Raw genomic sequence first — 21,983 nt, forward strand, 5'->3', positions numbered from 1 at the left:
AACGCAAGCAATTGAACGCTGAGGATATATATGACGGAAGATAGGTCTGGTAAGGTTTCCACCAAAGGCGTCCCAGCCCCCGTGTCGCTGAGGAGGAACATCCTCTTTAACACCATTGGGAGCCTTATGTACCAGGGGTGCCAGTGGCTCACTACCGTCCTTGTGGTTATCCTTTCGGGGTATACCGATTCAGGCATTCTTGCGTTGGCCATGACTGTGGGCGTGATGTTTAACCCCATAGGAACCTATTCGATGAGAACCTTTCAGGTGTCCGACGTTGAGGGTCGCTATACGCATGCCAACTACTGTGCGTTTAGGATTCTCACCATTGCCATCGGCGTTGCTCTCGTCTCTCCGTACGCCCTGTTCGTCTCGGGTGAACCTTCCATATTCCTGACGGTATTCATATATCTGCTCTTTAAGGTGGACGAGGCATTTTCTGACGTCCTTTACGGCGTTGACCAGCGTGCGGAGAGGATGGACTACATTGGAGTGTCGCAGTTCCTTCGCGGTGTCTTGATCGTCTTGTCCTTCTCGTGCGCGCTTTTCGTTGCGCACAGCATTGATCTTGCCGTCTTCGGGATGTTTGTTGCCTGCGCATTGGTGACGGTTATGTATGACATTCCGCATGCCCTTCGCTTCGCATCCCTTCGTCCGACGATCTCATGGGCGGATGCGCGTAGTCTTCTGTTCGAGTGCTGGCCAATGGTTGTTGCCACGTTACTTATTAGTATGGTTGTCTCTGTTGCGAGGCAGTATTACAGCTATGCCTTCGGTGTCGACCAGCTTGGTCTGTACGCTGCGGTTGCAACTCCTGCCGTGCTGGTTCAGGCCATGGCTCGCTTCCTCTACTCGCCGTCTCTTGTTCCGCTTGCCGAGCGATGGACGTCTGGGGACATGGGCTCTTTCATTTCGTATCTGAAGAAGGCTGCTCTCCTTATGCTGGCTGTGGTTGGCTTCGTTGCGGTTGGCCTTTCGCTTGCTGGACCGGTTTTGCTGCCTTTGGTATACGGACAGTCGATTACGGACTACGTGTATCTGTTCCCCATGGTGCTGGTCGGTACGGGCCTCATCGCGTTCCTTTGGCTCTTTTCGGATGTGCTGATTGTCTGTAGGGACATGAAGGGGCTGCTGGTTACCGATGCGGCGGCGTTTGCGGTTTCGCTTGCGCTCGTTATTCCTCTTGAGATGCTATTCGGCATGAATGGCATTAACTTTGTCGTGGTCATTTCGATGGCAGCCGGTCTGGCCATTGCATGTGCGAGGATTGCAAAGCTTGCAAAGCGGCAGTCCGTTCGAAGCTAGTTGGAATTACTAGGGGAGAGGTTAGCCTTGAACATTCTGTATGAGCTTGACAGCAATTTTGCCCCTCAGGTCTGCGCGAGCATGGCCTCGCTGTGCGATAGCAACAGGGACGTCGAGGACATTCATTTCTATATCTTTGGTCTTGCCCTTAACTCGACGGCTGCCGAGAACCTGCGCAGAGTCGCAAGAGAATTCGGACGCTCAATCGACATCATCGCCATCGACGGCTTCATGGAAGCGTTTGGTAACTTTGATACATTTGGCTGGAGCGAGATCGTCCTCTCGCGCCTTCTAATGGCTAGATTCCTTCCCGAGGGCGTCAACAGGGTGCTGCATTTGGATGGCGACACCATTGTCCTTTCAAGCCTCAAAGACTATTGGAACACTGAGTTTGAGGGCGATCAGGTCATTGCCGGATGCATCGAAGCAACCGTTGACAGGGACAGACTCGAGGCCCTTGGGCTCGCACGCTCGCAGTACTTCAACGCTGGCGTGCTCCTCGTTGATCTCAAGCGCTGGAGGGAAGAGGGGATAGAGCGGAAGATCGTGGACTACTGTCTCGAGAACGGGGACAAACTGTTTGCGAACGACCAGGATGCCATCAACATCGTGCTCAAGGGGCGCATCAAGGCCGTCTCTCCTGCTTACAACTGGTGCAACTCCTACGTCTTCTACAATTACAGGACGCTCAATTCCCTCATGCGAGGAGTTCCCTATTACAGCAAGGATGAGTACAAGCGCGGCACCAGCAAGCCCGCTATCATCCACTATCTTGGTGAGGAACGTCCCTGGCGCGAGGGCAACAAGCATCGCTATCGCGATGAGTACCTGCGCTACCTTGGCGCGACGCCTTATAAGGGAGTCGGGATGGAGCAGGGGTGGCGTGGCTATTTCGTTGCTTGGAACGTCTTTAACGCACTTATGCATCCGTTCCCCATGGCGAGGTATCGAATCATTACGAGGCTGATTCCTGTCGTGATGGAGAAGAGGAAGCGGGCTCGCAAGAAGGATGCGGAGAACTAGTTGAGGCAAGGCAAAAGGGGAACCCTAAAAATGGCGAACGTAAGGCATACATTTGCGATTTGCGCGTACGGCAAGAGCGAGTATCTTACCGAGTGCATCGAGTCCGTTCTCAATCAGGAAGGGGTGCGAAGCGAGGTCTACATCGCCACGTCCACTCCGAGTGACTGGTTGAGCGACATCGCGAATCGCTATGGCCTTCCTGTCTACGTAAATGACGGGGAGCATGGGATCGGACAGGACTGGAACTTCGCCTATTCCAAGGCTACGGGCGACTACGTCACGATTGCTCATCAGGATGACGTCTATTGCCCAGGCTATGCCGCCGAGGCGCTAAGGGCGGTAGACGAGTCGCACGCCCCGGTGATCTTCTTCAGCAATTACGGTGAGCTCAGGAATGGGATTCGTGTCGACGATGACAGGCTGCTTTCCGTTAAGCGATTCTTGCTGAGGCCACTGGAGAACAGGTGCAACGCATCGAGTGCCAGGGCGAAGCGCCGTGCAATGGCCTATGGCTCCGCAATTTGCTGCCCTGCGGTTACTCTGTGCAGGAAGAACGTTCCCAATCCGCCCTTCAAGACCAGCATGCGATGTGACCTCGATTGGGATACCTGGGAGACCCTTTCTCGCATTCCGGGAGACTTCCTCTACTCGAAGAAGATTCTCATGTATCACCGAATCCACGAGGAGTCGACCACGACCAAGCTCATCGAAAACAACGTCCGTGGCTCCGAAGACCTTGAAATGCTATCGAGGTTCTGGCCTACTCCCGTCGCCAGGGCTATCAATCACTTCTACTCGATCGGAATGAACTCGAACGCCGTATAGGCATGTTGGCACGCTCCTTACTACAAAGGTGCGAACGGGAGGCGCGGAGCGGGCGGTGCGTTAAGAATTGGGCGCGTCGCCCTTTTTGCTACTATCGTCACTTAAGCGCAGACTTGCGTACTCTTAATCGTTGGCAGGGGAGAAGACCTTTCCATGTGGCTTGATGCTCTGTACCACTCTCTCGATCCCATCGCGTTCCAGCTGGGACCCGTCGTCGTACGCTGGTATGGCCTCGCGTACTTCTTCGGCTTCATCTGCGCGGCATACGTGATCTACCGTACGGCACGCCGCTGGGGGACCGACCTTTCCGTCGACGACGTGACCACGGTCATCGTCTCCATCGCATTTGGCGTGATCATCGGTGCCCGCCTGTTCTACGTGTTCTTCTACGGAGACGGCTACTACCTGGCCAACCCCATCAAGATCCTCGCCACCAACGAGGGAGGCATGAGCTTCCATGGCGGCCTGGTGGGTGCGGTCGTAGGGGGCGCCCTCGCCTGCAGGCGCCTGCACTTCTCCATTCCCACGATGTGCGACCTGGCTGCGTGCGGCGCTCCGTTGGGCCTCTTCTTCGGAAGGTGCGCGAACTTCGTCAACGGCGAGCTGTGGGGCAAGCCCACGGACCTTCCCTGGGGAGTCATGTTCTCGGATGCCGGTGGCGGGAGCGTGTATCGCCACCCCTCTCAGCTCTACGAGGCCATTCTGGAGGGCTTGGTGATCTTCGCGGTGCTCTTCGTCCTCTCGCGCAAGAGGCCCGCGCGCCCCCAGGGCACCTTCATCGGGACGTTCCTCATGCTGTATGGCGTGTTCCGCTTCGCCATCGAGTTCGTGCGCCTTCCCGACGAGCAGCTCGGCTACCTTCTGGGAACCAACTGGCTCACCATGGGACAGTGCCTCTCGGTGCCTGTCTTCCTTGCGGGGGTCGCCGTGCTGGTCGTGGCACATCGGCTCAATCGACCGCAGGAGGGCTTCCTAGACGTCGCGGAGGGTGACGGGCAGTTCGTTCGTAACGAGTAATTCTGATTCGAGGTTGTAGGTTTTGACCAAGCATCTATCGCATAGCCAGGAGAAGGACAAGAAGGACGATGCGGGACAGCCCGACCTCCCTGGCATTGGTCTGCGCATAGCGCTTGCCCTGCTGTTCATCCTGGTCATTGCGGCGACGGGAGTCTTTCTTGTGATTGCCGGCATAGTTCCCAATCCCCCTTCTAGCCCGACGGGGGGCCATCAGCTCCGGACCTCGAGCGACGCGCAAGGCGCCCTTGTCGTGACCGACGAGCAGGACGAGTCGGACATGAGCCTCAACGAGCTGTTCGGCCTGGGAAGGGTCGACTCGGTCAGGCTCATCGGCGACTCCATCACGGCGGGCTACCTGTGCGACGGCTTCGACACGCTTCCTACCGGGCCGACCATGGTCTATTCGGGTCCTGAGGGCACCGCGTTCGAGGTCTCGGATAAGATTCCCTGCTGGGCAAACGACTTCAGGACCTGGGCTACCGACCATGGCGTGACGTCCTTCGTCAACGCCGGCGTCAGCGGCTGGCGCATGCAGTACCTGGCCGAGCACCCCGAGGCCTGGCTGGGCGACGGCGCCGACGTCATCGTCGTCATGCTGGGTACCAACGACGCGAGCAAGTGCTCAATCGACGACTTCAGGTCCTACGCCGAGACCGCGCTCGATGCCGCCGCTGCCAAGTGCAAGAGGCTCATCGTCGTGACGCCTCCCGACAACAGGCGAACCGATGCCAGGGTCCTCTACAGCATTGACCAGGTCGACGAGGTGCTGACGCAGGTCTGCGAGCAGAGGGGCTACGAGCACTACTCGCTCTACGACGCACTCGAGCTCTACAGCGACGACTTCAACCGCGACCAGGTCCATCCCACCTCTGCGGGATCGCACAAGCTCTGGCTCTCGCTCAAGGAGCAGATGGGCCTCGCGGACTAGTACGGCCCGCCCGTGCCATAGGGGAGCCACCGACCCACCTGCCGCCTCTAGAATGGTGAGCAACGACGACGTTGGGGGCGATGCGCGTGAGACGGTCAAGATCGCTGACTCTGGGGGCCATTGCCGCCGGACTCTCTCTTCTCGTCCTGCTTCCGTCCCCGGCGCATGCCGCCCCGGGCGTTTCCGGCGGGTCTCCGGTCGCCGTCTCCCGCGATGTGGCCTATGAGCAGCGGATCGTGCCTTCCACCGACAGCGGGTCCGCGTGCGATGCCTCTGACGAGGAGCCGACTTCAGGCGATGCGACTCCTCTGAGCGTCGAGGCCGGGGTCGCTGTATCGGCATCCGGCGAAGCCGCGCCCGCCTCGCCTGCAAGCGCATGCGCGCCTGCCCCTCGCGAGGACCCGACGACCTTGGAGACCAGCCCGCCGGACGCGTCGGACGTCAAGAAGGACCCGCCCGACGACCCCACGGCCTCGGCCGCGAGTGACGATGCCGGGCTCGTCGAATCGACTCCCGTCACGACCGCCGCTGCCGCAAGGCTTGCCACCGCCTCCGACGACGCGTCGGGCTACGCGAACATGTATCGCCTCTACAACCCGTACACGGGGGAGCACTTCTACACCGCGTCGCTCTACGAAGCCCGTGCCGACTGCATCGCGGGCTGGCGCTGGGAGGGGATCGGCTGGGTCGCGCCGACCACGTCGGGGGACGCGGTCTTTCGCCTCTACAACCCTTACGCGGGAGACCACCACTTCACGCTCTCCGCCGTTGAGCGGGACCACCTTGTTTCGCTCGGATGGCGCTACGAGGGCGTTGGCTGGAAGTCGGACGGCTCTGGCGGTCCCGCCGTGTATCGCGAGTACAACCCCTACGCGCGCTCGGGCAGCCACAACTACACCGCGTCGGCGCTCGAGGACACCCAACTCGGGCGCGTCGGATGGAGGCGCGAGGGAGTCGCGTGGAGGGCTGCCGAGCACGAGCGGCTCGCGATAGACGGCTTCTGGCTCATCACGTCCGCCTGGGGGTCGCTCGAGCGCTACTGGGTCGATTCCGGCGGAATGATCGCGACCTCGCGCCTGGTCCTGCCTTCCGAGGGCACCGGCTACTATGCCTATGCCACCTCCTCGGGGGCGGTCGTTCGTGGCGTGCGGGACCGCGGCAACGGCTGGGCTTGGATCGCGGAGCAGAACGGCAGGCTTGCGGGGCCTGCGGGCGGCTGGGTCGTGACGAGGACGTGGGACTCGGGCAATCTGCGACGCTATTGGATTTCGGACGAGGGAGGCTACGGCCTGGCGCGCGTGGGCTGGTTCGAGCGTGACGGCAGCACCTACTACGCCGACGGGTCATGCGGCTACGTTGCCTGCAACGTCTGCCTCAGACGCTCCGACGGCTGGTACTTCGCCGATTCTGATGGCAGGGCCACGAGGCTGGCGACCGGAAAGATCGGCTACCAGAACCCTCCCGGCTTCTATCAGGTGAGTGCCTACGGCGTGCTCCTCCCGTCGTACGCACACGGCTACTTCACCTACGTCACGCCCTCGCGCATCGCCCCCGACGCCACGAGGGAGCAGTGCGCGGAGGCCTTCGTGCAGCGAGCCGTCGAGTACCTTGGCACGCCCTATCGCTGGGACTACTCCATGCAGCCTGGCATCGGGGTGGACTGCGTGGGCCTCGTCATGCAGTGCGCCTACGCGACCGGCATGGACCTGGGCGAGTTCAACCCGTATGACCACATGGCCACCGGCGACAGCGGCTGGCACAGCCACGACGCCAACAACCTCTGGAACTACGGCAGCGCCATGCACGTACCGGTCTCAGACCGCAGGCGCGGCGACGTCATCTCGTGGAACGGCCACGTTGCCGTCTACGTGGGCAACGACACCATCATCGAGGCGGGCGCCCCGGGCACGAGGGTCCGCTACAACAGCCTGTGGTACCTCGGGACGCCCCGGGGCGTCATCAGGCTCTTCCAGTAGGTATCGCCATGTCTTCCATCGCTAAACACGTTGCGAGGGCTCAACCCAGGTCAATGCCGCGTCGGCTGTCCGCCGTCCTGGTAGCGCTCCTGGTCGCTGCCGCGGCCCTTCTCGCCGGCTCACCCTTCGCCCTTGCCGAAGAGCAGGCGCAAGACATGTACCGCCTCTACAACCCCTATTCGGGCGAGCACTTCTACACGGCCTCGCCTGCAGAGAAGGACGCGCTCTCCCGGATCGGCTGGCGCTGGGAGGGCGTGGGGTGGACCGCGCCCGCAAGGTCCAACACCCCGGTGTATAGGCTCTACAACCCGTATGCCCCCGGGGGCGACCACCACTACACCACGAGCCCCGCGGAGCGAGACGCACTCAGCCGTGCCGGCTGGCGTGCGGAGGGAATCGGCTGGTACTCGGATGATGCCCACACGGTTCCGCTCTACCGCGAATACAACCCCTACGCGCGCACGGGAACGCACAACTACACGGCCAGCAAGTTCGAGCACGACAACCTCCTGGTCGTCGGCTGGAGGGGCGAGGGCATAGGCTGGTACGGCGTGGGCGCGGGAAAGCCTGTCTCCACGACGCTGGCGAGCCCCTCAAGAAACGGGGCGCTGCGCGTGAGCGGCGCTCAGCTGGTCGATGGCAGCGGCACTCCGGTTCAGCTTCGCGGCATCAGCACGCATGGCATCGGCTGGTTCCCGCAGTATGTCAACGCCGACTGCTTCGGCCAGCTGAGGCGCGAGTGGAACGCGAACGTGGTGCGCATCGCCCTGTACACCGAGGAGTACAACGGCTACTGCTCCGGCGGGGACAGGACCTACCTCAGGAACCTCGTGAAGGGCGGCATCAAGTACGCCACCGACAACGACATGTACGTCATCGTCGACTGGCACATCCTCCACGACGGCAACCCGCTGACCCACGTGGACGAGGCAAAGGCCTTCTTCCAGGAGATCGCCCGCCAGTACGGAGGCCAGGGCAATGTCATCTACGAGATCTGCAACGAGCCAAACGGGGGGTGCAGCTGGGCCGACATCAAGCGCTACGCGAGCCAGGTCATACCGGTCATACGCCAGCAGGACCCGGACGGCATCGTGATCGTGGGCACACCCACGTGGTCCCAGGAGGTCGACAAGGCCGCGGTCGACCCGCTTCCGTACGGCAACGTGGCGTACGCCCTGCACTTCTATGCCACGACCCACAGGGACGACCTGCGCAACCGCATGGTGCGGGTGGTGCAGGGTGGCCTTCCTGTCTTCGTCTCCGAGTTCGGCATCTGCGACGCCAGCGGCAACGGGGCGATAGACCAGGCTTCGGCGGACCAGTGGGTGGCTACCATGAACTCGCTGGGCGTCAGCTACTGCATGTGGAGCCTCTCGAACAAGGCGGAGTCCGCCTCTGCCATCAAGAGCTCGTGCACCAAGGCCGCAGGCTTCACGGTCTCCGACCTCAGCCAGTCTGGCTCGTGGCTCTACCGGACCCTCACCGGAGACCAGAAGTTCGCCAATCTCACCGACACCACCGGCTCGGAGCCGGGGAGCGCGGCGGGCGGGGGAGGCTCGGGCGGGTGGTCCCCGTCGGTCCCCACGGGCACCACCTACGCGTTTCACTCGGGCGGGCTACGCGTCCGGGCGACGCTGGTCAACTCCTGGCCCAGCGGGTCGCAGACGTTTTACCAGTACAGCATCACGCTGTCGAACCCCTCGGGCGCCGCGCTCTCGCAGTGGCAGGTGAGCCTGCCCTTCAGCCAGGTCGTCGAGGTCAACCAGGGCTGGAACTGCACGCAGGAGGCCACGGGCGGCACCGTCACCCTGCGCAACGCCTCCTACAACGGGAGCATCGGGGCGGGGCAGAGCCAGTCCGACATTGGCGTCATCGTCGCCGCGGGGGCCGGCCTCTCCTTGGGATAGTGCCGCCAGCCCGCCGCAGGGCCGCCGCCTAACGTGGAGCCTTCGCGAAAGCGTGGGCCACGTTTACCTCATGCCCTTGCCCCGCGCGTGAGCTTTTCGTATCATCGATATGTTTTTGTCAATATCAGAAGGAGCAATACATGTCCGGACACTCTAAGTGGGCTACCACTAAGCACAAGAAGGCCGCTATCGACGCCAAGCGTTCCGCGCTCTTCTCCAAGCACTCCCGTAACATCACCGTTGCTGCCCGCACCGGTGGAGACCCCAACCCGGACAACAACGCCTCCCTCGCAGCGGCTGTCGCGCGTGCCCGCATGGTCTCCATGCCCAACGCCAAGATCAAGGCCGCAATCGACAAGGCCTTCGGCACCGGCGCCGAGGCAGTCGTCTACAAGGAGGTCACCTACGAGGGCTACGGCCCCGCAGGCGTCGCCTTCTACGTCGAGTGCCTGACCGACAACCTCAACCGCACCGCCGCCGACGTCCGCTCCGCCTTCACGCACGCGGGCGGCTCGCTGGGCACCACCGGCTCCGTCGCGTTCCAGTTCACCCGCAAGGGCTCCATCGCAATCGACAAGATCATCAAGTCCGACGACAAGAAGGTCGCCGATCGCGAGAACGCCGTGGACGAGGAGGCCTTCGAGATGGCCGTTCTCGAGGCTGACGGCGAGGACTACGAGGATGCCGGCGACGAGTGGATCGTCTACACCGCCTACGACCAGATGCAGGCAGTCCAGAAGGCCCTCGAGGAGCAGGGCATCGAGGTCAAGGGTTCCGAGCTCACCATGGTTCCCAACACCCCCAACTCCCTCGAGCTCTCTGACGCCAAGAAGGTCCAGCGCCTCATCGACAAGCTCGAGGAGCTCGACGACGTCCAGAACGTCTACACCTCCATGGAGGTTTCCGACGAGGTCGCAGCCCAGCTCGACGAGGAGTAGTCCTCGCGGCTCGGCCGCATTCGCAACGAACAGTGGGGACCGGCGGTACTTCCGTCGGTCCCTTTGGTTATGAGGGGTAGTCCGCGTGGCACGCAAGCAAGACATGACGCAATCCGAGGCCGAGAAGATCCTCGACCTGCCCGAGCGCTACGACAAGCGCGCCCTGCGCAAGAGCTTCATGGCGCTCGCGCAGAAGTACCACCCCGACAACGCCGCTACCAACGGCATCTCGCCCGACGAGGCGCAGCGCAAGATGACCCAGGTCAACAAGGCCTACGCGCTGCTCAAGACCTACTTCGAGGACAATGCCGAGGCGACGCTGCACCGCGACATGATGGGTGGGGAAGAGGGCCGCTACGGCGTGGGCGTGCACTTCTCGCCCACGGGGCAGAAGGTCGGGAAGACCCAGGTGGACGACTCCCTCTTCTGGGACAAGGACGGCAATCCCCGCAGTGCGGTCGCCGAGAAGAACGCGAACGACGCGGTCGACGCGGCGCCGGGGACGCACAGGCTCCGCCGCTTCCTGCTGGGCCCCGTCTTCCTGCGCGTCGCCTTCGTCGCGCTGCTCGCTCTGCTGTGGTGGGCCGTCTCTCCGGTCCTTCCCGCCAACGCGGGTCGCTTCAACGTGGGCGTCGACGCGAGCCTCCTCGACTACGTCGGCTGGCTGGCGGCGTTCCTCTATCCCACGTACTTCCTGGTGTACGAGCTCCTGGCTGGCCACATCTCCGGCTCCGTGCGCGAGGCCATCAACGGCCTCATCAGCTTGCAGACGCGCGTCCACGTGAACATCCGCCCCTCCGGCTCCTACACCTCCGAGCTCACGAGTCTCATCCAGAAGCAGTGGTACGGCCCGCTCGAGCTGCCCCTTGCCGGCTTCCTCGTCGCGCTGGCGCTGTCGTACCCGCTGGGAGGCGATGCGCTCGTCGCCGGCTGGCCGTGGCAGAAGGTCCTGCTGATGGCTGGTGGCGCCTTCTTCGGAATCGACGGCCTCCTGGGCTGCTTTGGCAGCGGCTTCGTCACGGGCATCGCCCGCTCCCTGGGCAACGCCGTCGAGAAGCGCTACGTCACCATGCGCATGAACATGCTCAAGCGCTGCGGCCAGTGGGCAAGCGCGAAGCATGCCCGCTAGACCTGCCGTGCGATGTCTTGCAAACGGAAGAGAAGGGCAGACTGACTTGCAGAAGAGTTTGACGAACGAGGCCAAGGCGACGTCCCACGCAAGGAGGCTGTCGCTCGACCTGATTCGCTGGGTCGCGATCTTCCTGGTCCTGGTCACCCACCTCTCGCCGTTCTTCCTCGGTCCCAGCCATCCCGCGGCCGCCTCGCTCTTCTGCGCCGCGGGACGCATCGGTGTCCCCCTGTTCGTGATGCTCACGGGCTACCTGATGCTCGGGCGCGACTATTCCGGCGACTACCTGGGCCGCTACCTCAAGAGGAACCTGCTGGGCATCTTCGTCGCCTACGAGGTCTGGAACGTCGTCTGGTGCCTGCTCAGCAAGCTGCCCGGCCTGCCTGACCTCCAGAACGGCTTTCCCATCAGCTTCGGCCGCATGGCCAAGGCAGCCCTCCTGGTGGGCGACACCGGAAGCGCCCTGTGGTACCTGGTCCTGACGCTTGGCATCTACCTGGGACTCCCGCTGCTCTCCCGTGCGGTTGCCTGGCTGGAGGGCGAGGGCGAGGGCCGAAGCGCGCTACGCCGTCTGCTTCTGGCCGCCGCACTCTACTTCGGCCTTCTCGTGCCCAGCGCTCAGACGCTGTGCGTCTTCTTCGGCGTGGGAGAAGAGCTCCACTCCGTCCTGAACCTCAACCTGTTCGGCGCGACCGTCTGGGGCGAGAGCGTCTGGGTCCTGTACCTGCTTGCGGGCTACGCTGCAAGGCGCGGCGCCCTCAGGCGCGTGCCGGCCGCGGCCCTCGGTGCCTGCCTGCTTGCCTCGTTCGGCATCTTTTCCGGCATGCAGTGCCTCAGCATGACCGCCGGCTTCGGCAGCCCCCTGAGCTACTCGTTCGCGCCCGTGGCCCTCTGCTCGGTCTGCCTGTTCGAGGCCATCGACCGCGCGGAGCCCCTGCTAGTCCGGGCGCCCCAGGCCTTCAGGTCGCTGTGCTCGTGCGTCTCGCGCTGGTCGTTTGCGACGTACATGCTCCACTTCTGGGTGCTCGCCGCGCTGCTTGCGGCGCTTCGCCTCGCTGGTCTCGACCTCTCGGCACTCCAAGGTGCGTCTTGGGCTCTTGGTGTTCTGGCAGCCCTGGGGTCGATCGCCCTCGTCCATTGCGGGACAATCCTTGCGGCGAGGCTGCTCTCCCTCGCGAAGCCCGTCGCCCGGTGGGCGTTTCTCGCCAAGTAGGCGCAAGCCGATTCGTGCCGTCTTTTCGTCAGTCATAAAGGGGATGTGAACAACGTGAGCGAAGCCAAGCTAGCCATGAACAAGAAGGATCCGGGCCGCGCGCTGTGCGTCGCGTTCGGCGCCATCGTGGTCCTCTCCTGCCTTGCGGGCCTCTTCGTCGCCTATCGCTTCTTCAGAGGGACGGGTGCCGCCGCCGCGATCTTCGTCCTCGCCATGCTCGCCCTCTTTGTGGGCGCCGAGTTCGCCGAGAGGGACAGGGTCCTTCGCAAGGCCGGACGCGACGTCCGATTCGTCGCGCGCTTCCTGTGCAAGGACCTTGCCGTTCTTCTGGCACTCGCCTTCGTCCTGGAGTTCCTGACGCTCGTTGGGTCTCCCGCCTCGAGCGCCCTTTCCCCGCACGCGTGGAAGCTCAAGCGCGTCGTCATCTTCTGGGGGATCTCCTTCATCGCCTTTGGCGGCATCTCCTACTTCTTCGGCGACGACCGCAAGCGCTGGGGCAGGAGACTGTCGCTCTTCGTCTGGCAGCTGAGGGCGCTGGCGCTTCCCGCCCTCGTCGCCCTCGCCTTCGCCGTGGTCTTCGGCCTTGCTGCCGCCGCGTTCGCCCGAATCTCCCTTCCCGTCGCGTTCCTGTTCTTCTTCGCGCTCGCGTTCTCGGTCGGGGCGATCGTCGCTTACGTCCGGGGCAGCGAGCTATCCCTCGAGGCGGCTTTTCTGGCCGTTCTCCTCTCCTCGGGCCTGTTCATGGCTGCGGCCATCCCAGGCTTTCACGCGGGCCTTGACGAGCAGATCCACTACCGTCACTCCGTCGAGCTCTCCTACATCGTCGACTCCGAGCACACCCTAGCCGATCGGGTCTACGAGATGTCCTCCAAGGGAGAAGGGCGCATCATCAACCTCGCACCCAACGACAGCATGCAGTGGTCTGCCGACGACATCGCCACGTACTCCGGCGGGCTCGACGCAAACGACTCCTTCGACACCGTGACGGTCGAGCCGGGCTATGGCCCCGAGCTTCTGGTGATCAACGCCTTCGGCTACGTGCCCTCCGCATGCGGCCTGTGGCTCGGAAGGCTCCTCCACCTGCCCTTCTCGGCGGTCATCGTCCTTGGGCGCTTCTTCAACCTGCTCTTCTACGGAATCATCTGCGCCATCGCCATCTGGGTGACCCCCATCAAGAAGAGGACCCTTGCCCTGGTGTCCCTGCTCCCGCTGAGCATCTTTACGGCGTCGTTCTATTCCTACGACCCCTGGCTCACGTCGCTCATGTTCCTCGCCACGGCGATGGTGCTGCGTGCCCGCTCGGAGCGCGCCGTCCTCTCCACGAGGTTCAAGGTCGCGCTGCTGCTCGTCTTCCTCCTGGGCCTTGCTCCCAAGGCGGTCTACTTCCCCCTGATGGGCCTCGTGTTCCTGATTCCGCGGGAGTGCTTCAGGTCCACCAGGGACAGGGTTCGCTTCATCCTCTGCGCGTCCGCGGTCGTGGCCTTCATGGCAGCGTCGTTCGCCCTGCCCATGCTCGTCACCAACGGCGGCTCCGTTACGGACACCCGCGGCGGGTCTGACGTGAACGCCTCCGGCCAGGTCGCCTTCATCCTTCAGGACGTCCCGCGCTACCTTGGCATCTTTGGCAACTACGTCGTGACGGACTACGTCGAGCCGGTGAGCCTCGGCAGCGGCCTGCTTTGGTACGGCTACTACCAGGGCATGTCCAGGCTGTCCATTGGCCTGTTCGCCGCCTGTGCGATCCTGGTCTCGATGCTTTTCGTCGTGCTTACCGACTATGCGGGTGAGGAGGACCGTGGCGTGTCGATCGGCGCGAGGCTCTGGACGCTCTTCTGCGTCGTCATCACGGTGTTCCTCATCGTGACCGCGCTTTACGTCTCGTTCAACCCAGTTGGCGCGACTGGTCGCATCGAGGGCGTTCAGAGGCGCTACCTGCTTCCCGTCATGGGGTGCCTGCTCGCGCTCGTTCTCTCGACCAGGATCAGGCTTCCCTTCTCCCAGAGGGGCATGGACGCCTTCGCCCTGTCGGTATGCACGGCGTTCGCGTTCCTGTGCTCCTGGCTCCTCATCGCAGTGAACGTTTTGGCGTAGACAACTGCATCTATTCGTCAGCTTGCTGAAAACACTTACGTAGTTATTACGGCCTTAGGGAAGAAATACAGGCTTCTCTAGGGTCGTTTTTCTAGGTCGATGATAGAATCGCCCCATCCAATCGACCCTAAACGTAGCCATTAGGAGCTTGCCATGAAAAACGTCGTTGCGAATAAGCTCAGACAGATATTCGTTCTGTTCCTCTCGGCAACGCTATGCATGTCTTCCGTTCCCGTTCAGCTTGCTTATGCCGGCGAGGACGGAAGCGTAGCCACGGTTACCGAGCAGGGTGCCGATGCAGCGCAGTCCGAGGGCCAGCAGAGCGCGACGCCCTCCGAGGGACGGGGTGACCAGAAGGCCGACCAGAGTGCCGTCGAGGCCCAGAAGGGCAACGACTCCACCCAGGGCGACAACGCCACCACGACGGGTGCCGACGCCGTCGCGGCGAATCCCGATGCCTCAAGCACGAACGGGATGGGGGCTGCGGTGGCAACCGTTCCCTCCGCAGGATTTATCAAGTTCGTCTACACCGACTATGCCGAGCTCGCTCCCGGTGATACCCAGAGCATCGTCGTTGGCTTCGAGAGCGTCGACAATGCGTCTTCGGGAACGCTTACGATCAAGAACGACCTGGACGGCTCGACCTTCGAGGTCCAGTCCTCGGACACCACCGGAAGCTCCCTGCTCTTCTCCGTTACGCTGAACGGGGAGGGCGAGTACGAGATCAGCTCGATGACGTTCACGAAGGACGACGGGAACTCCGGCAGCATTTCTTTTGACGATACCGAGAGCGCGAGCCGCACCTTCACCGTGACGCAGCTTGCCGCAAGCACGGGCACCCAGTCTAGCGATGCGGACGGGGTCGAGCTTAACGTCTACTCCATGGATGACTCTGGCAACCTGGTCGAGCAGGAGTCCGGACTCGACTCGGTGAGTGATATCGCAAAGGCCGAGGAGGAGTCTAGCTCCTCGCGGTCTTCGGGGCTCCTCACGACCCAATCGATCAGCAAGGGCAGTGACGGCATGCTCGTCATCGCCATCGACCCCGGTCATGGCGGCGTCCCCGGTCATGACGACTACGATTCCGGCGCGGTCGCCAATGGCGCCCGCGAGGCGGACATGACGTGGAAGATCGCAAACTACTGCAAGTCGGAGCTTGTGAAGTACGATCGCGTCAGGGTGGTCCTGACGCGCGGCCAGAATGAGAGCGTGTCCGTTCGCGACCGCGTCATTCGCGCGAAGAACAATAACGCTGACGTCCTCGTGAGCATCCACATCAACGCTGGCGGCGGCGTGGGCTGCGAGGTGCTCATTCCCGGTACCCAGAGCTACAACGGTGGCGTCTCAAGCAAGAGCATCGAGCTGGGCAACGACATCCTCGAGCAGCTCACGCGTCTGGGGATGCATAACCGCGGTCTGGTCAGGCGCTACATCGACTATGACGCGAGATATAACTATCCCACGGGCGAGCACGGCGACTACTATGGCATCTGCCGCTACGCGCGCTGGTACAACATGCCGGGCATCATTGTCGAGCACGGCTTCATCGACAGTTCCGACTACAACAACTACCTCAACAGCGACTCCAAGCTCAGGGCGCTCGGCGTCGCCGACGCGAAGGGCATCATCAAGGCCTATGGCCTGACGCTGCCCAACTATCCCGAGGGAACCATGTTCCGTCTGTATAACATGTACACGGGCGAGCACCTGTACACGCAGAGCATTGCGGAGCGAAACAACCTCATCGACGTCGGCTGGGACTTCGAGGGCGTGGGCTGGACCGCCCCGAAGACGGGAGAGCCGGTCTACCGACTGTACAACCCCTACACGTCCGACCACCACTACACCAGGAGCCTTGCCGAGTACAACTCCCTCCAGAGGGTTGGATGGTCTGGCGAGGGCATCAAGTGGTATTCGGGCGGATCCATTCCGATCTACCGGCAGTATAACCCCTATGCTCGTACGGGCTCCCACAACTACACGGCAAGCGCCTACGAGCGCGACTCCCTTGTGAGGGCCGGATGGCACGATGAGGGCGTCGGCTGGTACGCGGCGAGCTAGGCATTGACTATCACACAAGGCTTGATCGGACGGGGCCCGTGCGAGATGCGCGGGCTCCGTCCATTTGACGGAAAAATGCGTTAGCGCACGTAAAAGGCAACATATATTGACTGTTTTCATACTAAAATGTTGCTAGTTAGGTGTCTTTTTGCGGGAGACCACAATGAGGAAGCGCCTTGTTGGCATAGCACTGGTGCTGGTGGCACTGGCCGTCGTGGTAGTCGCTGCCGCCGTGATGCCCCGGGCGCCTCGTGAGGACGTCAATCGGACCGCCACCGTGGTGGTCGAGCCAGACGCATCCGGGGAGGGCGAGACCCCCTCTGACGGTGATGGCGACGACGCTCGCTACTCGAAGGACGAGGCGACGCACGAGGCGGCCACCAGGCTCATGAGCGTCGACGCCGAGTACCGTGACCAGGAGGTCCTGGTCACGCTTCCCGAGGGCCTGAGCGCCGAGGCTGCCCGCGAGCGCCTGTCGGGCCTCTCCTCGATTGGGTCGGACGCATCCGTCGAAGTGCTGGACGAGAGCATGATGATTGTCTCGGTCGCGCAGGGGAGCACGGTCGAGGACGCGGTCGTCGAAATCGCGTCCTCAGGAGCCGTCGAGGCCGTGCAGCCGAACTACGTCTACCATGCGGCCGCGGGGTCGGGGTCGCTCGGCGTGGATCTTGGACTTGCGGACGCCCTGGGCACCCGTGCCGAGCAGACCGACGGCTCCGGCGGACTTCAGGAAGGCGGCTTGCCTGCGCTCCTGGGTGCCACGGCCGAGACACCCGTTGCTATCGACGACCCGTATGCCCAGGTCACCCACCGCACCTCCTCGACCTTCAACCAGTGGATGTTGGCAAGCATGAACGTCTTCTCCGCCTGGTCCTACCTGGTCCAGGCGGACGGACAGGTTCACAACGACGTAGGGGTCGCCGTGTTGGACGATGGCTTCCGGTCCGACAACCCGGACCTGGCGGCCAACGTTAAGGACACGTATGACATAACGGCGGCCTCCACGACGGTCGCCGAGGCCACCGGTGGCCATGGCACGCACGTGGCCGGCATCGTCTCGGCCGAGACCAACAACGGCATGGGAGTGTCCGGCGTGTCCTACAACGCCGGTCTCGTCCTGGTGAACGTGTTCTTTACCGAGAACGGCGCCTACGGGACGGATGACGAAGGCATCATCAAGGGGTACAACTACGTGCTCGGAAAGAGGACGCAGCACAACATCAGGGTCATCAACGTGAGCATCGGCGGCAACATGGCCGTGAGCGCGGACGACGCCCTGAACAGGAAGGCGCGTGACGCCTTCAACGACTACAATATCGTCAGCGTCGCCGCCGCCGGCAACAAGATCAGCAACGTCCCGCTTCCGTACGAGGACTATCCGGGCGACGGAGACGCGTTCGTGAGCGTCATCAACCTGGACGCAGCCGTCGGAACCACCAACGTGTTCAGGCAGTCGGGCTCCAACTACAACCTTCCGGGCCAGAAGAACAAGAACGTCTCGGCTCCCGGAACGAGCATCTGGAGCACGACGGGCTCGAGCTATGGCGTCAAGACGGGCACCTCGATGGCATCGCCTGCCGTCGCGGGCGTGTTCTCGCTCCTCTTTGCCAGCGAGCCCACCCTCACCGCGTCGCAGGCGCGCTGCGTCGTGTACTCGACTGCGGCCGACATCAACCTCTCGTCCGACTCCACGACGGGCCTCGGCTGGGATGAGGGCACCGGCTACGGTGAGGTTGACGCCCTGGCGGCGATGCGCAATCTGCACCCTTCAGTCCAGGGACAGAAGGCCCTGGGTGTCGGGGACACCGAGACCCTCTCGCTCGAGTGCGGCAATGCCGATGCGGCGGTCAGCTGGTCGTCCTCGGACGAGTCTGTGGCGACGGTCGACGCAAGCACGGGCGCGGTCACGGCCGTTGGCGTGGGCAGCGCCACGATCACGGGAACCTTCACCGAGACCGACATGGAGGGCGACAGCTACTCCAACAGCGCCGCCGCCCAGCTCGTGGTGTCGCCCAAGTCCATCGACGCGGCGACCATCGCGGTGGACGACCAGACCTTCAGCTACGCGCATCCCACCTGCGAGCCCGAGGTGAAGGTGATCGTCGGCGGAAAGGTCCTGACCAAAGACGTCGACTACACGCTCTCCTTCAGCGACAACGAGCATGCGGGAACGGCGTCGGTCATCGTGACCGGAGCGGGGGGCTATACGGGCCAGAAGTCCAAGTCCTTCTCGATAGCGCCGTACTTCGCCCCGGCGGACGTGACGCTTGAGGTGACGCTCTCGAACACCGAGGGAGCCACGAGCGGAAGCGACCCCACGGCGAACGTGCGCATCGGCGGGTCGGTCGTGCTGGCCGAGGGCACCGACTTTGACGCGAGCTACTCCTACGGCATGGGCAAGACCGGCGTGGCGACCCTGACGTTCAAGGGTGACTACATGGGCAGCACGACGGTCAACTTCAGCACGAAGAAGGACATCTCGCTGGCGCAGGTGACGGTGCCCGACCAGACCTACACCGGCGAGGCGCTCGAGCCGGCCGCCACCGTCACGCGCGGGGACGCGACGCTCGTGGAGGGGACTGACTACACGGTCACGTACGACCACAACGTCGACAGCGGGACCGGCAACGCCACCGTGACGGGCAAGGGAGAATACCAGGGACACGTGACCGTAGGCTTTGCCATCGCCAGGAGGAGCATTGCGGGTGCGAGCATACTGGCTACGACCACCCCCACCTACACGGGCTCCGCCTGCATGCCCGCACTCTCGGTCAAAGTTGCCGGAAGGAAGCTGTCCTCCGGCACCGATTACGCGGCGGTCTACAGCGACAACGTGGACGCGGGACAGGGGACGGTCACCCTCACCGGCGTGGGCAACTACACGGGGACGGCGACGGGGAGCTTCGGCATCGACCCGGCTGACATATCGGGGGCGAGCGTGGCGGCGAGCAACCAGACATACTCGGGCGTCGCGCTGGCTCCCCCCGCCACGGTGACGCTGGCGGGAAAGACGCTTGCCGGGGGCTCCGACTACACGGCCTCGTACTCCGAAAACACCAACGCCGGGACAGCCAAGATCACCGTGACGGGCAAGGGCAACTATGCCGGCGAGGCACAGGGCACGTTCCAGATTGCGCGGGCGAGCATTGCCGCTGCACAGGTGAGCGTCGCCGACCAGACGTACACGGGCTCGGCGCTGACGCCCGCCCCGACGGTCGTGCTGGACGGAAAGACGCTGGTCCCCGGGGTGGAGTACGCGGCCTCGTACACCAACAACGTCTCGTTCGGCACGGCGGGCGTGACCGTCTACGGACAGGGCAACTTTACGGGCCAGGCGGCGGGCTCCTTCTTGGTTGGGAGGCTAGACCTTTCGTCTGTGCAGGTGAACGTTGCGGAGCAGACGTATACGGGATCGGCGCTGGAACCCGAGCCGACGGTGACGACGGGAGGCAAGGCCCTCACGAGGGGTCGCGACTACGACGTGGTGTACTCCAACAACACGAACGTCGGGACCGCCGGCATCACCATCGTCGGAAAGGGAAGCTGCACGGGGTCGAAGGCAACGACCTTCCAGATAGTCGGGGCCGACATCTCGGGGGCGCAGGTGAGCGCCGCCGCGCAGACGTACACCGGCGAGGCGCTCGAGCCGGAGCCCACGGTGGTCCTGGGTGGGAAGACGCTCGTGCGCGACGTCGACTACACGGCCAGCTATTCGGGGAACGTCAACGCCGGAGCGGGCACTATCTTGGTGGAGGGCACGGGCAACTACGCCGGGACTGGAGGCGGCACCTTTGCAATCGCGCCCTACGACGCCTCCGCCGACGAGACGCTGGCGATCTCGCTTGCGAAGACGGACGGCGCCAGGGAGGGGAGGCCTCCCGAGGTGACCGTCAGCCTGGGGGAGGACCGCGTCCTGACCCCGGGCACCGACTATGGCCTTGGCTATTCCTATTCTGGCGACATGGGCACGGTGACCGTCGCCTTCAGGGGCAACTACCGCGGGACGAAGGCGGTCGACTTCAACACGAGGAAGATCGACGTCTCTGCCGGCTCGATCGAGGTTGCCAACCAGAGCTACACGGGAAGCGCCCTGGAGCCTGAACCGACGGTGGTGGTGGAGGGGGTCACCCTTCGCAAGGGCGTCGACTACACCGTCTCGTACAGCGGGAACACGAACCCCGGGACGGGCGTCTGCACGGTCACGGGCACGGGCAACTACCAGGGCACCCTGACCAAGGGCTTCACGATTGCGCGAGGAGACATCTCGCTTGCGCAGGTGAGCGTCGCGGACGCGACCTACACGGGCTCGGAGCTCGCGCCTGCAGTGACGGTGACGATGAACGGCGTCACCCTGCGGGAGGGGACGGACTACGCGCTTTCGTACTCGAACAACGTCAGAGCGGGGAGGGGTCTGGTCAGGGTCGACGGAAAGGGCGGCTACGCGAGCTTCGTGATGGGGGCGTTCACCATCGCGCCCAAGAGCATTGCCGGCGCCAAGGTCAGCGTGCCCGACCAAGCCTACACCGGCTCGAAGCTGTATCCCGAGCCGACCGTGACCCTGGACGGCGTGACGCTGCAAAGGAACGTCGACTACACCGTCGAGTATTCCGACAACGTCAACGTCGGTACGGGCACCGTCACCATTTCCGGGTTCGCCAACTACAAGGACTCGGCAGCCGGGCACTTCTCCATCGTCCAGCGAAACGTCGCCTCAGCCGAGGTGAGCGTGGCGAACCAGACCTACACGGGCTCGGCTCTCACGCCCGCCCCCACCGTAAGGCTCGACGGCACGACCCTGAGGCAGGGGAGGGACTACAACGTCTCGTACGCCAACAACGTGGGGCCTGGCACGGCCACGCTCACCATAACCGGCACCGGCGGCATGACGGGCTCGAAGAGCGTGCACTTCTCCATCGCGCGCGCCAACATCTCGTCGGCCAACGTCGCCGTCGTCGCGCAGAGCTACACGGGCTCCGCGCTCACGCCTGCGCCGGTCGTGGTGCTCAACGGTGTGACGCTCACGCAGAACCGCGACTACAGCGTCTCGTACGCCAACAACGTGAACCCCGGGACGGCGACCGCGACGATAACCGGCATGGGCGGCTATGAGGGATCGGTCAGGGCGAACTTCGCGATCAGCGATTCGGGCATCATCATGCACCGCCTGTACAACCCCTATTCCAGCGAGCACTTCTATACCGCCAGCGCCGTGGAGTCCGCCCACCTGTCCTCGATCGGTTGGAGGTACGAGGGCATGGGCTGGAAGGCACCGTCTACGGGAGACCCGGTGTATCGCCTGTACAACCCCTACACGGGCGACCATCACTACACGCTCTCGGCGGGCGAGAGGGACGCACTGCGCGGGGTTGGCTGGAACTACGAGGGCGTGGGCTGGTACTCGGGTGGTTCGACGCCGCTGTACCGCCAGTACAACCCCTACGTGTCTGTCGGGTCGCACAACTACACCGCGAGCGCATACGAAAATAATGCGCTCATCCGGGCGGGATGGCGTTCCGAGGGCATCGGCTGGTATGGTCTTTAGAAAAACGTCGCCCTGGCGACTTGAACAG

The 21,983-nt window shown here is 63.4% G+C and carries 13 protein-coding genes; all 13 read left to right on the forward strand.

The window, feature by feature from the left end; all coding sequences use genetic code 11:
* Positions 1 to 30: 30 nt before the first annotated feature.
* The 13 genes from BMY31_RS01345 (at position 31) to BMY31_RS01405 (ending at position 21,955) form a co-directional block, all read left to right on the forward strand.
* A complete protein-coding gene (locus BMY31_RS01345) occupies positions 31 to 1,305 on the forward strand; it encodes a lipopolysaccharide biosynthesis protein (protein WP_091007556.1) in 1,275 nt (424 codons plus the stop codon).
* 27 nt (positions 1,306 to 1,332) lie between these two features.
* Positions 1,333 to 2,328, forward strand: coding sequence for a glycosyltransferase family 8 protein (locus tag BMY31_RS01350; protein WP_159443959.1), 996 nt, complete (start codon positions 1,333 to 1,335; stop codon positions 2,326 to 2,328).
* 30 nt (positions 2,329 to 2,358) lie between these two features.
* Complete coding sequence (locus BMY31_RS01355; protein WP_078686488.1) at positions 2,359 to 3,153, forward strand: glycosyltransferase family 2 protein; 795 nt, start codon at positions 2,359 to 2,361, stop codon at positions 3,151 to 3,153.
* A gap of 153 nt (positions 3,154 to 3,306) precedes the next feature.
* Positions 3,307 to 4,170 (forward strand): prolipoprotein diacylglyceryl transferase, encoded by an 864-nt coding sequence (gene lgt / locus BMY31_RS01360; protein ID WP_091007558.1) that lies wholly within the window; start codon positions 3,307 to 3,309, stop codon positions 4,168 to 4,170.
* Between the two features lie 22 nt (positions 4,171 to 4,192).
* Complete coding sequence (locus BMY31_RS01365; RefSeq protein ID WP_257612321.1) at positions 4,193 to 5,098, forward strand: SGNH/GDSL hydrolase family protein; 906 nt, start codon at positions 4,193 to 4,195, stop codon at positions 5,096 to 5,098.
* 86 nt (positions 5,099 to 5,184) lie between these two features.
* Positions 5,185 to 7,074: an NlpC/P60 family protein gene (locus BMY31_RS01370; protein WP_143802907.1), complete on the forward strand. Its 1,890-nt coding sequence runs from the start codon at positions 5,185 to 5,187 to the stop codon at positions 7,072 to 7,074.
* A gap of 53 nt (positions 7,075 to 7,127) precedes the next feature.
* Positions 7,128 to 8,981: a cellulase family glycosylhydrolase gene (locus tag BMY31_RS01375; protein ID WP_091007561.1), complete on the forward strand. Its 1,854-nt coding sequence runs from the start codon at positions 7,128 to 7,130 to the stop codon at positions 8,979 to 8,981.
* A 140-nt stretch (positions 8,982 to 9,121) separates the two neighbouring features.
* Positions 9,122 to 9,919 (forward strand): YebC/PmpR family DNA-binding transcriptional regulator, encoded by a 798-nt coding sequence (locus BMY31_RS01380; protein ID WP_078686492.1) that lies wholly within the window; start codon positions 9,122 to 9,124, stop codon positions 9,917 to 9,919.
* A gap of 85 nt (positions 9,920 to 10,004) precedes the next feature.
* Entirely contained in the window at positions 10,005 to 11,048 is a 1,044-nt protein-coding gene (locus BMY31_RS01385; RefSeq protein WP_257612322.1) for a J domain-containing protein, read from the forward strand.
* Between the two features lie 46 nt (positions 11,049 to 11,094).
* The gene (locus BMY31_RS01390) at positions 11,095 to 12,261 is read left to right on the forward strand and encodes an acyltransferase family protein (protein ID WP_180371321.1); all 1,167 of its coding nucleotides are present in this window, start codon (positions 11,095 to 11,097) and stop codon (positions 12,259 to 12,261) included.
* Positions 12,262 to 12,315: 54 nt separating this feature from the next.
* Positions 12,316 to 14,352, forward strand: coding sequence for a DUF2142 domain-containing protein (locus BMY31_RS01395; RefSeq protein WP_143802908.1), 2,037 nt, complete (start codon positions 12,316 to 12,318; stop codon positions 14,350 to 14,352).
* A gap of 153 nt (positions 14,353 to 14,505) precedes the next feature.
* Entirely contained in the window at positions 14,506 to 16,413 is a 1,908-nt protein-coding gene (locus tag BMY31_RS01400) for an N-acetylmuramoyl-L-alanine amidase (protein ID WP_078686495.1), read from the forward strand.
* A gap of 163 nt (positions 16,414 to 16,576) precedes the next feature.
* Complete coding sequence (locus BMY31_RS01405) at positions 16,577 to 21,955, forward strand: S8 family serine peptidase (RefSeq protein ID WP_091007570.1); 5,379 nt, start codon at positions 16,577 to 16,579, stop codon at positions 21,953 to 21,955.
* Positions 21,956 to 21,983: the final 28 nt, after the last annotated feature.

Origin of the sequence: Parafannyhessea umbonata (assembly GCF_900111255.1) — a bacterium.
GTDB lineage: Bacteria > Actinomycetota > Coriobacteriia > Coriobacteriales > Atopobiaceae > Olsenella_J > Olsenella_J umbonata_A.

Excerpts from the sequence above, each read along its gene's own strand:
- BMY31_RS01355 (WP_078686488.1), top strand. The coding sequence starts at position 2,359 with ATGGCGAACGTAAGGCATACATTTGCGATTTGCGCGTACGGCAAGAGC.
- BMY31_RS01405 (WP_091007570.1), top strand. The coding sequence starts at position 16,577 with ATGAGGAAGCGCCTTGTTGGCATAGCACTGGTGCTGGTGGCACTGGCC.
- lgt (WP_091007558.1), top strand. The coding sequence starts at position 3,307 with ATGTGGCTTGATGCTCTGTACCACTCTCTCGATCCCATCGCGTTCCAG.
- BMY31_RS01400 (WP_078686495.1), top strand. The coding sequence starts at position 14,506 with ATGAAAAACGTCGTTGCGAATAAGCTCAGACAGATATTCGTTCTGTTC.
- BMY31_RS01345 (WP_091007556.1), top strand. The coding sequence starts at position 31 with ATGACGGAAGATAGGTCTGGTAAGGTTTCCACCAAAGGCGTCCCAGCC.
- BMY31_RS01380 (WP_078686492.1), top strand. The coding sequence starts at position 9,122 with ATGTCCGGACACTCTAAGTGGGCTACCACTAAGCACAAGAAGGCCGCT.
- BMY31_RS01375 (WP_091007561.1), top strand. The coding sequence starts at position 7,128 with ATGCCGCGTCGGCTGTCCGCCGTCCTGGTAGCGCTCCTGGTCGCTGCC.